At 51.0% G+C, this 13,310-nt stretch carries 17 protein-coding genes; all 17 read right to left on the bottom strand.

What is annotated here, in order from left to right; all coding sequences use genetic code 11:
- Positions 1 to 85 precede the first annotated feature (85 nt).
- Complete coding sequence (locus T411_RS0114815; RefSeq protein WP_001065601.1) at positions 86 to 625, bottom strand: hypothetical protein; 540 nt, start codon at positions 623 to 625, stop codon at positions 86 to 88.
- Positions 625 to 1,863, bottom strand: coding sequence for a hypothetical protein (locus tag T411_RS0114810; RefSeq protein WP_000549338.1), 1,239 nt, complete (start codon positions 1,861 to 1,863; stop codon positions 625 to 627). The genes T411_RS0114815 and T411_RS0114810 overlap by 1 nt, the downstream gene beginning before the upstream one ends.
- Positions 1,863 to 2,450 carry a YmfQ family protein gene (locus tag T411_RS0114805; protein WP_000510158.1) on the bottom strand — a complete coding sequence of 196 codons (588 nt, stop codon included), beginning with the start codon at positions 2,448 to 2,450 and terminating at the stop codon, positions 1,863 to 1,865. The genes T411_RS0114810 and T411_RS0114805 overlap by 1 nt, the downstream gene beginning before the upstream one ends.
- On the bottom strand, positions 2,435 to 3,502 hold the full coding sequence (locus tag T411_RS0114800) for a baseplate J/gp47 family protein (protein WP_001147108.1): 1,068 nt from the start codon (positions 3,500 to 3,502) through the stop codon (positions 2,435 to 2,437). Before T411_RS0114800 ends, T411_RS0114805 begins: the two co-directional genes overlap by 16 nt.
- The gene (locus T411_RS0114795) at positions 3,492 to 3,941 is read right to left on the bottom strand and encodes a phage GP46 family protein (protein WP_000095017.1); all 450 of its coding nucleotides are present in this window, start codon (positions 3,939 to 3,941) and stop codon (positions 3,492 to 3,494) included. Before T411_RS0114795 ends, T411_RS0114800 begins: the two co-directional genes overlap by 11 nt.
- A 2-nt stretch (positions 3,942 to 3,943) precedes the next feature.
- Entirely contained in the window at positions 3,944 to 4,561 is a 618-nt protein-coding gene (locus T411_RS0114790) for a phage baseplate assembly protein V (protein WP_012706003.1), read from the bottom strand.
- The gene (locus T411_RS0114785; protein ID WP_001286434.1) at positions 4,555 to 5,631 is read right to left on the bottom strand and encodes a phage baseplate assembly protein; all 1,077 of its coding nucleotides are present in this window, start codon (positions 5,629 to 5,631) and stop codon (positions 4,555 to 4,557) included. The genes T411_RS0114790 and T411_RS0114785 overlap by 7 nt, the downstream gene beginning before the upstream one ends.
- Positions 5,624 to 6,943 (bottom strand): DNA circularization protein, encoded by a 1,320-nt coding sequence (locus tag T411_RS0114780; RefSeq protein WP_000863378.1) that lies wholly within the window; start codon positions 6,941 to 6,943, stop codon positions 5,624 to 5,626. Before T411_RS0114780 ends, T411_RS0114785 begins: the two co-directional genes overlap by 8 nt.
- 11 nt (positions 6,944 to 6,954) lie before the next feature.
- Positions 6,955 to 8,706, bottom strand: coding sequence for a hypothetical protein (locus T411_RS0114775; protein WP_000068600.1), 1,752 nt, complete (start codon positions 8,704 to 8,706; stop codon positions 6,955 to 6,957).
- 125 nt (positions 8,707 to 8,831) lie between these two features.
- Positions 8,832 to 9,176, bottom strand: a complete 345-nt coding sequence (locus T411_RS0114770; RefSeq protein WP_000996595.1) for a phage tail assembly protein — start codon at positions 9,174 to 9,176, stop codon at positions 8,832 to 8,834.
- The gene (locus tag T411_RS0114765; protein WP_000024431.1) at positions 9,176 to 9,529 is read right to left on the bottom strand and encodes a phage tail tube protein; all 354 of its coding nucleotides are present in this window, start codon (positions 9,527 to 9,529) and stop codon (positions 9,176 to 9,178) included. Before T411_RS0114765 ends, T411_RS0114770 begins: the two co-directional genes overlap by 1 nt.
- A 14-nt stretch (positions 9,530 to 9,543) precedes the next feature.
- Complete coding sequence (locus T411_RS0114760; RefSeq protein ID WP_001173614.1) at positions 9,544 to 11,028, bottom strand: phage tail sheath subtilisin-like domain-containing protein; 1,485 nt, start codon at positions 11,026 to 11,028, stop codon at positions 9,544 to 9,546.
- Positions 11,029 to 11,030: 2 nt separating this feature from the next.
- Positions 11,031 to 11,231, bottom strand: a complete 201-nt coding sequence (locus T411_RS0114755) for a DUF2635 domain-containing protein (RefSeq protein ID WP_000437436.1) — start codon at positions 11,229 to 11,231, stop codon at positions 11,031 to 11,033.
- Positions 11,232 to 11,244: 13 nt separating this feature from the next.
- The gene (locus tag T411_RS0114750) at positions 11,245 to 11,844 is read right to left on the bottom strand and encodes a hypothetical protein (RefSeq protein ID WP_000100986.1); all 600 of its coding nucleotides are present in this window, start codon (positions 11,842 to 11,844) and stop codon (positions 11,245 to 11,247) included.
- Positions 11,841 to 12,383 (bottom strand): phage virion morphogenesis protein, encoded by a 543-nt coding sequence (locus T411_RS0114745; RefSeq protein WP_000513476.1) that lies wholly within the window; start codon positions 12,381 to 12,383, stop codon positions 11,841 to 11,843. The genes T411_RS0114750 and T411_RS0114745 overlap by 4 nt, the downstream gene beginning before the upstream one ends.
- Positions 12,383 to 12,817: a gp436 family protein gene (locus T411_RS0114740; protein ID WP_001029276.1), complete on the bottom strand. Its 435-nt coding sequence runs from the start codon at positions 12,815 to 12,817 to the stop codon at positions 12,383 to 12,385. Before T411_RS0114740 ends, T411_RS0114745 begins: the two co-directional genes overlap by 1 nt.
- Before the next feature lie 5 nt (positions 12,818 to 12,822).
- A partial coding sequence (locus tag T411_RS1000000121040) for a hypothetical protein (protein ID WP_027694904.1) occupies positions 12,823 to 13,310 on the bottom strand: 488 nt, incomplete at its 5' end.

Here is a 13,310-nt window from a genome sequence, read left to right as displayed (position 1 = left end):
TGTAGCGAGCCGCGAGAAATGAGCAATCGAGACTATAAAAATGAGCACTAACCATAGTGCTCATTTCATTAGGGTTAAACAAAATTTAAATCGGATTTACAGGGCGTGATTCACCGCGAATTGATGGTGTACCTTGTTCGTCGGTAGTGGTGTAGTCTCGGAGCTGTCTTGCGTATAACTTCCACGCATCCAAAGTGTATGTTGCACGTTGATCATCGGTCCAGTGATACATTAGCTCAATTTGAACATTAGCAAGTTCAGAAAGAGCCCAATGATGCTCGATTTGTGCAAGCTCTTGAGGCGACTTAATACGCTCGACCCATTTATCCTCACCCCAAACAACGTCACCCACTGGCTCAATAAGCGTGTAGTCTTCTGGAATTACATCAAACTCATCAAACTCTTTTGGCTGTCTAGTTAATTTATTCCACGCTGTAACCATAACGCCAGAGAATATAATTAGCTCACAATCACGCACAAACGCTTTTCGTCCTGCCATTTTGGCGGCTAAAGCCTCGTTATACTGCTGTTCAGTGATTTCGATTGCGCCCTCTTCAGCATTATCTAGCATTAATGCATCTTTAACTGCGAAAAACTTCAGTAGTGACGTTTCTGAATTATTCATTAGTAAATCCTCTTGTATAAGACTGCGCCGAAACTGCGTGGCTTTAACCCCCCTGTGACCTGAGCCTCCTGTGATGCACTACTTATGATAAAGCCGCTGATGCTTGGGCCAGTTTGCAAGCTAACTCCAGGACTTATGCTATCTATCCTGTACCTTGCTGGCTGTGGTATGTTTTGTGCAATTATTTCTTGCGTTGCGGCAGGTACCGCATATACCCCCATTGTGTTCTTAAGATAAATAGTTTGCCCGTTTATTGGACTCTGCGCTGCTGAAATTACAGCGGTCGAAACTAGTTCTGGTGCACTACCAGAAAGCGTTTGTGATGTTAGCAAACCTGTGTTGTAAGCATCGTTATACGTCAGTTTAACAAAGCGAAATCGCGGGTCATTGGTCGGCGGCGGCGTGTCAAACGCCACTTCCATGCCGATTGGAATAGCGGCGAATTGGTAGCCTGTGTCGTAGGGTACCAATGTGATGCCTGTGGGAGCCGTGTTTGTTATGCTTAGAATTCCTGCGACCGTTGCAGAATAACGAGAGCGTGACTTTCTAACTACTGTCACTGGTGATGAAAAATCAGTTAGTCTTTTCATCCACAATTCGTAAGTGTTAGCACTTGGTGATTTGATGTAAAACTCAGGATTAGTCAATCCTAAAGTTTTAGGGGTAACGATAACCTGTGCAGAACCTGCCCGTTCAGCAATCATAATATCTGCGCTAAATCTTGTGTTTACCCCAAAATCAGAGCCGCCGATCACTTCTAATGACAAAAAGTCACCCGCGCCGTTGTTGTCTCCCACAACGAGAGCCAGCCGTAACCAATCTGTTTGCGTATCAGTTGTGCTATATGCTTGAGGTAAAACCAAGTCCCAAGTACTACCCGAGTTATTCTCTGGAGTAATCGCCCCGCCATTATCCGGCCCTGACGCAGCGCGAGCGATATAGCGCAGGTTATTGCGGACAACTTCTTGTCCGATGCCGTAGTTAACATTTGCATTCCACTCTTGGGAACGGACGGCAGCAAAGGCGCGAGCTAGGTGATCAAGCTGCTCTTGATCGTAAGTGATGCCCATTTCATCCAGTGCGTTTATAAACTCATCGGTACAGTCGTTAAACCAATCTTGTCCTGGATAACTTGGTGCGCCTTGGTCATTGCTTTCTGAAAAATAGCCACCCAACCCGACTAAAGGCTTGCGCTGTGGTCTTACTGAAACTTGTGAGCCGTTCTGTAGCTTGTGCATCAGATACTCTCCTCATAAATATATTCGTAATACTTGCCAGCCATTTTGAAGCGATTCAGCGTGCATTCGAGAATGGCGGCGGTTTGTGATACTAACGGGGTTAAACAGTCGTCTAGACAGGTTGCGTAGGCCTGCGTTATGCCTTTCACGTAGATGCGTAGAATGTGGCGATATTTATCTTCATAAAGTGGGTAATCACACCCACGCAGGCAGTGGTGAGGAAATAGCTCTTGCACTTCCACATCAAAACCAAGGTCTGACGCTAGCTTTTCAATGTTCCATGCCTGCAAGCCACCTTTGCGGTGATACTTCTCAACCACTGCCGCACGGCGTGATTCGATCGTTTGCTTACCTGCATTACACTCTGGAAGGGCTAAATAACCTTCCCACTCTGGCAGCATTTGCAGCGTGGTTTCTGGGCGCATTTCAAACAGTAAGCCTTCAGCACTTACTTCTGCGGCGTCAAGGCGTGGCGCATACCCTGCGGCGTACTTATAGAGATCTAAAGTCGTTTCACGCTGCCAAATCACCCCGCGCGGCATTAGCTGCATGATTGAGTTTGACCATTGCTCTACAGAGTGGCCCATGTGATCACTCCTAGCGCGTGCAGCTCTTCGGCGGCCGATGGCACGTCGGCAGACAAATCGAGAATATAGTCACTCACTGAATCGACTTCACCAATGGCCGTGCGCACTTTGCTGAGCACCAAGGTTGAACCAGGCGATAAAGTTCGCCAGTAAGCATCGAGGTTAGTTTGTACAGCGGTGCGGTTCTCTTCGGTATCTGGTGTCAACTGAATGCTTAGATTGGTGACTTTGAGCGTAAGAGGAATATCAATCGCTTCAATGCCAGCCGGACGACCAACATCCGTTCCGGTTGCAGGATCGGAGTGACGATAGATGTATTGCTGCATGGCTTGCTTATCGGTCACGGTAGGCAAAATGCTAGCGCGATTATCAAACACGAACGCATAACCAACCGTTGATGGGCCTTGGTAAAAATCTACCGCCCACGCGCGCGTAACGCCTGCGACTTCGCGGCACCACGCCACATAGTCATGCGGAGCGCCACCCATTGGCGGATTACGCTTGCGAAACAGCAAGCGCTCTAGCACTTGAGAGACAGGCTCAATATCGGCACCGCCTGAAATATCACCTGTAAGGCCGACAGGCTGAACACCTGGGACAGTTTGCGCAAGGGTAAGTTGTTGGCCTGCTGGTAAGTCGTAACTCGCGCCCGTCTCTTCGGCTTGGATTTGCACCACCACAGAGCCACCGGATGGCGCAGCCGATGAGGTCACTCGATATGAGCGCCCATCTTGATGCGTCATCACAGTGGAAACCGGAATGGGTGCATTGCCTGTGAAAGTGACAGGCCCTGCCGAAGCAGAGGCCAGTTTGCGGATCACACCCTCGGTGCGAGCAGTATCAATAATGGTTTGGTCGTCGCTCTCTGACGTTGGAATAATTTGGCGAACAATCCAGCTATTGTAATCATAGAGGTCACGAATCGCGCCACTGACGGCCACGTTGAGCGCTTGCTCAACGCCGAATTTTGGCAGCACCTGATCTAACGAGGTTTCAATGTCGATTAAACCCGTCTCAATCAGTTGTCGTAGCGTTGGAGTGCTATAGGGCACTTTGCGCCTCCCATCGTTTGGATACAGTTAAAGTCAGCTCGGTTTCGTCTGGCTTTGTGATCGTGATGGTTAAGGCCAAGGTTTGAAACCTTGGGATTGAACCCTCAACCGTCACGCTCTTGGCAATCTTTCCAGTGCCTGAGTCCTTCGTCATCCATGCCAGCGCGTCTTCTGCGTACTTAACAGCACGGTTGCGCACATCGGTGGTTAACTTCTCTCGATACAAAAGCCAAAGCTTGGAACCCCAAGCCGCATCATAAAATGAATCACCAGGCCAACCGCGCTGATCTGCGGTTCCATCTGGAATGGTGTCTGAGCTTTCCGCTCTGGCGTCAGTAAACAACGAGATCAAAACGAGGGCGGTTACTGATTGCTCAGGAACTTCGCCCTCGATGATGACTCCAGTGTTTTCCAACATGTTCAGCAAGATGCTGCTCATAACTATCCTAGTGTTGGTGTACCTGTAAGCCTGTTCTCTGCGTCTCTGTGTTTATGACCTAGATAGCTGATGTTGCCTGCGGTTAAATCTGAACCGCTAACAACGCTGGAAGAAGTAATGCCACCAGTCGCAAAAATCCCAAGGTCGGTAGAAATTCCACCTGTCACATGCAAAGGGCCTTGAATCAAAGTTTCTGGGGAGATAATAGTGAAGGAGTTAGCCGCTTCAAAAATAACGTCAGTTGCTGTGACGATGATTTGGCCGCTAGAGGTAAGACGGATTTGATGACCTTCGGCATGATACACGATCACATCGTTTTGCTCACCTTTTGGTCTCAAATCTTTTTTCTCTACCGCCACGGCCACTCGTTGGTCTAGGCTACCTTTGAGCGCTATTACCACAGCTTCACTGCCCACGGGTGGATAGGAGGTCATGCCGTAGTTTTGGAAGCGCTCGATATCATCCACCGCTTCGTCATTCTCGATTTGAAGCTGTAGGTTTTGGCGCTGTAAACCCTCAACAATTCCCGTTACTAGGGCACGGCCTACCATAGAATAAATGCGGCGGCGAAGCGGCATCATCATCTTATCTATATAACGTTTAGCCAACTCGTTCACCACGAACCTCCTACTGAGCTTTCTTTCTCGATTTGCGGTGGAATATCCAATGCATCTGGGCGAACCACGCCAATCACTGCCGCGCGGCCACCGTCATCTTCACTGAACATGATGGTGTTGATCAGCATGTCTTCATCCAATCCCAGAATATCATCGCGCACGGGTACGATTTGATTAAAATCGAATACTTTACCTGTCTCTGGCACTCGCCAACCCACCACGGTGTATTCCGCTGTATTAGAACGGCCAACGCTGCGCTGACGTTCCCATTGACCACGGCGCGCTGCACCTTCGGCGGTGGTGATCTCTTCATTGACGATAATCATCGGGCGATAGCGGCCAATCTCTACGTCTTTGACTTCGGCTTTTATGCCGCCCACGCTTTGCGCTGGAGAGGAATCCCACTGGCCGAACGCTGCGCCTGATGCCTTGACAATGAAGTTGCTGTAACGGTTACGCCAACTAAAACGGCCACGCGCTGCTTTGACGTTTTGACCAAGCACCAAAGAGAAGCCAGCACGCTGTTTGCTTGCGCGAGTGATCACAAGGTTGCCGAACGCATCACTGGTGAGTAGCACACCACGCTGACGCGCTAAGCGGCTCAGCAGCTCATAAGGCGTTTCACCTTGCTCAATTTGAATGCGCTGGAATGGCGCGCCAACATCCGTATTAACGATGACTTTGATACCGAATGGCTGACAAACGGTGCGCGCAATTTGCGTCAAGTCCTGATTGGCGAATTGACCTGAAGGATAGACGATTGAGCAATCGATCAAGTCTGAGGTTTTATCTCGACCAGAGACAGAAATAATCACTTGCTTATCGTCATAGCTTGGAACCCAGTCATCCACATAACCGGTGATCACTCGGTCTCCTCCAATCTCAACAATGCATTCCGCGCCTTGTTGGATTGGTTCCATGAAAGCGCGGTAACGATCGGATGAACCTTGCCACTTGTGAGTCAGCTCCAAATCAAACGCGCCTGACATCGCTTCAAGCGAGCGAGTCACGCTGATTTTTGTCCAACCTTGATACAGATTGCCGCCTGCGCGGAGGGTGACAACATCACTCACTGATCACCTCCACGTTTTGGCTTGGCAAAATAAAGGCCGGATTGGCAAAGCCATTACGGCGCACGATGGCATTGCGGTATTCGGTATCGCCTGCTTCACGCCATGCAACCAGCGCTACTGGGACAGTAGTGGTTGGTTGGTAGACGCTTAACTGCGGCAGCTTTTCCGCCCGATCACGCGTATCGAGTAGCAAGGCCTGACGAAGCGCACGCAATGATCGCCACAATGTGGAATCACCTGCTTCAACTGCATCCGCCGCCAGCTCAGCCAAGCGTGCCGCAAGCTGATAGCCGATCGCCTTTAGCTGCTGACCCGTGAAGATGGCATTACGCTCAGAGCCAGTGAGCGAGGCAATCACTTCAACCTGATCAATCAGTGAATAGGTGTAATCAGACTGTGAAATGGCCGAGGCTTTGCCGACTGCTGCCGAACGCAGCGCCAAGGTTTTAAATGACTCTGCATTGGCAAGCACGGCGGCTTCTTTTTGTGGGTTAGCAATGCCAGGCACCGAACTGGCGCGGCCATCTTCACTCACGATAGATCGAGATAAACCACCGGTCACGGCCAGCTCCGCGCGCATACCTTCCCAGCGCTGCTCGACATTGTTGTACACATCGAGAGAGCGAATAGGGTCTTTGACTACGCTTTTCACATCTTCAAGTAGCCCCATCACTTCACGCGCCAGCTCTCCTGGATACGCAAGCAGCTTACCAACCGAATCCTTAGCGCGCTGTAAGCGATCAGTCCATTCTCTTAGCTCACTCGGCAACGATGGAAGGCCACGGGTAAACTCATCCAAATCATCAAGGAACTGGTCAACCATATCGCCAATGCCTTCGATAGCGGATGGGTCATAGGCTTTTTCAAATGCTTGCTCAGCCGCTTGCTGGGCGTTGCTGGCTTCTTGTTCGAGTTTCTTGGCGGTATCCAGCGCGCTACTTGGAAAGAGGTTTTCACCGATCTCGAAAACTTCAAAGCTTACGGTTGCCGTCCCATCAACGCGATTAACCAAGCGATGAGAGACAGGACCAACTTGAACTTTGCGCACACCAAACCATGGGTGAATCAATTCACCTGGGCCAACCTGGTTGAGTGCTTCGAGTAATGCAGAAAGCTGCTGAACATAATCATCGCCCACCAAGCGACCTGTGATGCGCTCATTGGTGAGCACCTTACCGTTGTCTTCTGTCCAGCCACTTTCACGCTTTGGGTAAGCGTGGGGAATAGCACGGCGTCCGCTGTTGCCTTCTGCCTCTTCGAGTAGAAATTCAACCCCACGAAATGAGGCTGTTAAACGATCTTCAAATGCCATTTATCGCCCCTTTAATTTGCGCCCATATCTGGGTCAATAGTGAAACCTTTCGGCAGGTAAGTAGGCGTGACTTTTACACGGTCATCAGACACTTCCACTTTTAATTTCATCTCGCCACCCGTTTGGCCTGCCATGTAACTATTGCCAGCCATTGAACCATTACTTGAGCCAGAGAATAGGCCTTTGAGTTCATCCCACACGTCGAGCAATCCAGGTGCAGGAACAAAGCTTTCCGGCAAGCCTGTGCGATCCACTTCTGATGCACGGCGAACATCGATAGGAGACCACTCTGGGATCATGGTGCTGGCATAACCAATCGTGCCGATGGCCGCGAGATTCTGCTTTGAAAAAATAGACGGCCACTTTGACTTGGCACTTGGCTTACCTGTTGGCTTACCATCTCCGCCGATACCTTCTGGTAATCCGCCAGCAGCTCCACCCATGCCACCACCTGGCATGTTCACCACGTACACGGGCATTACACCTAAATCGGCGAAACCGCCACCTGCTGCACCGCCTGAACCGCCGGAACCACCTTTTACCCATCGATAAGCATCTACAGCTTTCTTACCTGCTAACAACAAACCCACACCATAGCCAGCTGCTTCTGCCCACTTGAGCCAGTTCTGAATGGTTTCATCATCAACTGAGTTGATCGCGTCCGCGAGTTCTTGAATCGGCTCGGCCAAGCGTTCGTTGGCAAATTTATTGAAGCTGTTATTCAATGCGGTGGTGGCTGCATTCAGGGTCGCAGCGTTCTTGGCGGCGGCTTCCTGTGTCGCCCCCATTTCTGCGGTGCCGCTAATCATGGATCGCAGCAAATCTTTATTCTCTTGAGAGTAGAGAGAGGCCAAACCTTGCAAGCTGGTTTGGTCAAACACATCACCCAATTTCAATGGGTCATTCTTGGCCTTATCCAAAATCTCTAAGAGCAGTTCGACAGGCTCGCGCAGCTCTTTGGTGCCTTTTTTGAATACTTCGATGCCCTGACGGTTCAGGAACTCCACTTTCTTTTTATCGCTGAACGTGGCGAACACGGCCTGAATTGAGGTCAACGATTCGTTTGCATTGCCTTTAGCCTTAGCAAAGAGCTGAACGAGCGCAGACATCTGAGAGATCGCTTCTGGCCCTTTGCCTTGGTAAGTAGCAAAGAGCTGCTCGGAAATATCAGCCAAGTCTTTGACGTTGACACTACCGATCGCGAACTGACCATACAGCTCATCGATGGTGTTCATCACGTCTTTGGCATCTCGGATCCCTTTCTCACGGAACTGGGCAAACAGCGCACCTGTTGAACGCGCATCTGCCCCGAAGGCTTGCATGAACAAACCCATGTTCTCAAGGTTCTCTTGCACGAATTCAAAGTCACCCGTTTTCCCCAGCAGCTCATCCACGCCTGCGGCCAACTGGTCAGTACCAATGCGGATATCCTTTTGCACTGACATCGCTTCAAGCTGCTTGGTGAGCAGGGCGACTTGATCACTAGAGAGCTTGGCGTTAGTACCAATGCGCACCATTTGCGCTTCGAGCGCCGCCACATTACGCACGGCCGCGCCTGTCGCAACAGCAGTAACAAGGCCAACATAGCGGTTACCGAGTGAGTCAATGCCGCGACCTGCGGCATCTGCTGAGGTTTTGAGTAGAGTCATGGCACGCTCATTCTTGCGTGCGAAGTCGCTCATTGATGCGCCATATTGCTTGGCTTTGGCCGCGAGATTACCCGCTAGGTTGAGGATGATGTCTGTTTTAAGTTGCTGGGCCATTGTGCATATCCTTCAGCTTATTGTAGATGCGCAGCAGCCTGCGAAGTGGCATTGCTTGTGTCACACTGATGGGGAAGCGGCTACTTAGGGCAAGCTGCAAGCCCTCAGCGACCTCGGCCATCAGTTTAAGATCGCCCCCGTGCGGCCAGTGCCTCCGCGATCAAAGCGTCCAGCTCGGTGGCTTTTTCTTGCAGCAGCTTGAAGTCATCTTGATGCAGGCGGCGCAAATCCTTAACTGAGATAGGCCCCTGCACTGAGCCGATGTACTCCACTTGACGCAGCAAAAGCTCAAGGCCATACATCACATCAGAGGTGTAGGCCACGGCTTTGCCTTCATGCACGATCACTTTCTCAGCCGCCAATTGGGCGTCAATGTAATCGCCTGATTCCAACTCACGCAGCCCCACTTCAAAGTGGGTGTTTTCACCCACCTTAAAGCCATGTTCGAGATTGAACGTCATGATCGCCATCAGATGCGCTCCAACTTCTTACCACGGAAGGTTCCGGTGATATCACCAGAATCACTTAGCGTGAATGGCGCTTGCGGTGAGCAGTCCGTCATCATGTAGTCAATGCCGTTGTCACCTTCCCACGTCAGGGTTGCGTTGCGAATGGCGTTGATTTCCAGCACATCCACATCTTCCGCTGCCGCAATAACGACCTGAATCGTTGGCGGGACGAACTCGCGAGAAGCTCCCCAAGAGCGACCAGGACCAGGATGATCAATATAATTGAAGCCACCCGGATTGAGGGTTGAGCCTTTTTTCGTTTTCAGTTGTTTACCGTTTGAACGGATAACCACTTCACCCAGCACATTTGCCATGATTGTTTACTCCACTAAAGCTCGAATTGTTCAAGGGCAGCGAACACACGCAGCTGGTTCACTAAGTTAGGGTTAAAGATGGTGTTTAAGCGATTCACATCACTGCCATCACGGAACACGCTCAGCGTTTCTTTAAAGCCTGCTAAGTCTTCCATCAAACCTTTCGGCACCCAGTCAGTGGTAGCAAGGTCAATAATCGCTTGACGCATTAGCTTTGGTGTCACCACTGGCTGACCTGGATCTAACGTATCGAGCACATCATCATTCGCCAGCTTATGGCGTGGGTAACGGTTCGTGACCATCACCTTGAGCGAGTAGCGCAGATAGCCCAAGGTCGCAGGGGTGGTGATATCCATATAACTTGGGTCAGGGTCGCCGAAGCTGTTCTTTTTATAGAGCGAGACTTCACGCTCAATCGCGACTTCTTCACCCGCTGTGACCATGTAGGTCGCAACGCCATCACCAAGCAGCAGGTTGCGATCAGGAAGCTGAGGCCAGCGGTCTGATTTCGCAGGAGGCAAAATGCCTTTCAGCACTAACGTTTGCAGTGGGCGTGCTGGGTCAATCGCCAGAGAGTAAGACGCTTGTCCGCAGTAAGCCGCTGCCCATTCCGATGGGGAATGCGGTGCTTTGTTTGTACCCATGCAGGTAAACAAGAAGTCGTTACGCGCTTGACCAAATGCCCCTGTTTCAGCAAACGTGCCACGGTAAGCGGTATAAGCGATGGCTTCCATCATCTTGAGTGGCCCCCAACGCGTGGTCAGCTCATCACGCAAAGCGTTAAGGCTGGCCGTGTCGTTAAACGGCATGCTGATGTGGTTGTACCATTCGTCAGGGATCGCAGCGATAACGTCCGCCATGTCTGGCGTACCTGCACCTGCGGCCATTGGGCTGATGGTAAGGGTTACGCCACTTGGCAGCACTTCGCCATCGTAATAGTTCACACGCACGTCAATATCGTTGCCTGTGATGCCTTTCCACTTACAAGTCAGCTCGCACGACTCCGCAGCCGAATCACCAATCTTCGCTGCCGTAACAGGCAAGTTAGTGTTGGCGTTAATCTTCGCTACCATCGCATCCACAATCGCATCACGCGTATCGCCATCTTTCACTGTGACTTGCACGCTTTCACCTGCAATCAGCAGATAGATCACGCCTGCCTTGGCCGTGGTCACAGTGGGCACAATTGCACCTTTGGCTTGCGTTCCGCCATCGATGCTCACGCCCATGGCATACACATCGGTGAACGGGTTGTTTTTGCGCAGCACTTTAAGCGAGCGAGCAAGCATAGCACCTGCACCGTAGAGTGAATCCATTTGGCTTTCACTGGCCGTGATGCGGTTAAGCGTTAACGCTGTGGCAGCGCCAGAGGCAATCTGCATACCGAGCACCAGAATCTTTTGCGCTTGGGCTGGCGTACCACTCAAGGCTTGCGAGTTGTCGATCTCGATATAGACCAGCGGCGTTTTGATATCGTTTGGAATGTTACCCAAAGCCATGGTTATTCTCCTGTCTCTTGCGCTTTAGCGCGGGTCTTCTTGGCTGACTGTTCAACCTGCACCACATCGCCGTCTTTTAATCGGCGAACCCAAAACGCTGAGCGCGTGACGGTTTCACCCTCTTGCTTTAGAAACTCGCCGTTCTCTTTGCGCACAGGCACAGAGGCTTTGGCTGGCTTCACTTTGATTTGGTTTTGTTCCATTGCTTGCAATCCTCTATTGCGGTAACTGCACTTCACCTTCGATTTCTGGTGCGCCTTCGGCGACCTCACCACGTAAACCGAAAGTAATGAAATCGTCTAATGTGGTTGGGTCAATCGGCACATCGAGATACCACTGCTGTGACCATTCCACTGTCCAAAGCGCTAGGCCAAGTTCATCCAACGCTGAGGTGTAAAGATTATTGGCGCGGAAGTTTTGCGCCCGTGAGTAAGCCGTTGGCGGCGCGTTCTTGGCGACCATGGCACGCACTAACTTGCTTACGATCACTTCGGCACGCGTGTCTTTGGCATAGCCCCACGCGTCAGTGGTGAACACATAGGCCCCCATATTGACATTGCCTACCAAACGGCCACCGATAAGCTCAAAACTCTCCACGCTCAGCGCCGCAATGCGAATGCCCCCATCACGCGAGGCAATCCAGCGTTTTACATCGGCAGGTGTATTGAAGCGTCCAATGTGGCGCTCAATAGTTTGCACCTTGTCAACATGACGCTCCGACAGGCTTTCAAGGATCGGCTTTAAGTAGTTGACGGTTTCTTGTATCGCGTAAACCGTTGAACCATCTAACTGAAAATCTGGGCGTGCGGTGCTCATTGCAGTACCTCTTGCCAGAAGTCACCGATCACATCGTAGACTTCGGTTTGGTTATCTCGGCTTAGGCCGAGGAACTGACGTTGCGGAATATCCATCATGCGGGTGAACGCACCCACCGACTGATACACCGGAAACTTGAGCGCTTTACCAAAGGCCTGAGTGATAAGGCGCGTGTGCGCATCCACTTGTACCGCACCTGAAAAACCGTCTTGATGTACGCCTGCGTAAACCAATGGCGACCCAACTCGAACCTGATTTTTTTCGACCACGTACTGGATAGAATCTCTAAGGTCTCCTTCACCGACCAGCGGAGACTGATTACCATGACGAGTTCTTGCATAACCCTCACTCCAAGCAGCCCAAGGCGTACCGTCTGGCGCTTTCTTTTCATCCGCAATCCGAATCTTGGTTTGCGTTTCAACAATGCTACCAAGCGAGGCCAACAGCTCTTCTTTGTGCTTTGGATTGCTCAGCGCATCGAGCATCTTTTGAAAGCGCTCTAAATCATCACCACCCGTAACTTCAACCCAGATACCCATTACAAAACATCTCTCAGGCTGTTGCGGGTAAACAGGCGCTCATTGGTTTGGATGAGTTCCACTTTGCCAACGCTGCTTTCGGCTGGCGCTTCAATGGTTGGCAGGCCTAACTCACGTTTACCACTGGCGATTTCACGCAGGGTTTCAAGCTGCATTTTGTAGCGCTCTTCCAGCAAGTTCGTGGCCTGCTGATCACGGTCTGCCAACCAATAAAACGCGATGATGATGGCAATCTTATTCAACATGCCTGGAACCGTTGGCAGCGGCAGCTGATAGCGGCGACCTAAGAATGAGTTGATCTCATCGTCGGCCTGTTCCAATGCTTGGTTGATGTAGGTATCGTTCAGCTCTCCGGTTTCGCGGTTGATCGCAAAGTTCCAAAGCATCTGCTCGTCACGGTCAATCAAGTCTTGCTTGGTTGCGTAGATTGCCATTTGGGTTACTCCGTATCGCTTACGTCGATAACGTCTGAGACTTCGACCACTTCAACGACTAGGTTAGGTTCACCGTGGATTCGCTTTGCCGCTTGCGGAGTAACGAACAGAACAAGCTCTGGTTCGCCATCTTCCTGAGCCACTGTTTTAGGCTGGTCTTCTGGCACTTGGTCAACCACAAGCAGAACGGTTTCTTTGGTGCGCAAAAACTGAATACCTGCGCGCCAAAAACCTTGATCTGATTTAGCGCGTACTTTAAAGGCTCCACTAATATCAAGATCGCGACCAGCATGAACAGATAGCTGCACAGCAGCGCCCATTGGACTTTCTTCTTTAGCTTCTTCATCTTGCTTCACTTCCGTTTGAGAGCCTGTCATCTGCGCATCTTGCTCAGACTTCTTCTCATCCGCCGAGGCTTGTGGCTCTGGCATCGCTTGAGGAGGCTCTGGGTTTGCTACCTGCTCCGGTTCGGCTTGCGCCGCAGGAACGGGGG

Source organism: Vibrio cholerae ATCC 14035 (assembly GCF_000621645.1).
Taxonomy (GTDB): domain Bacteria; phylum Pseudomonadota; class Gammaproteobacteria; order Enterobacterales; family Vibrionaceae; genus Vibrio; species Vibrio cholerae.
Note: the sequence above shows the minus strand (reverse complement) of the source record. Positions and strands in the feature narration are given on the sequence as shown.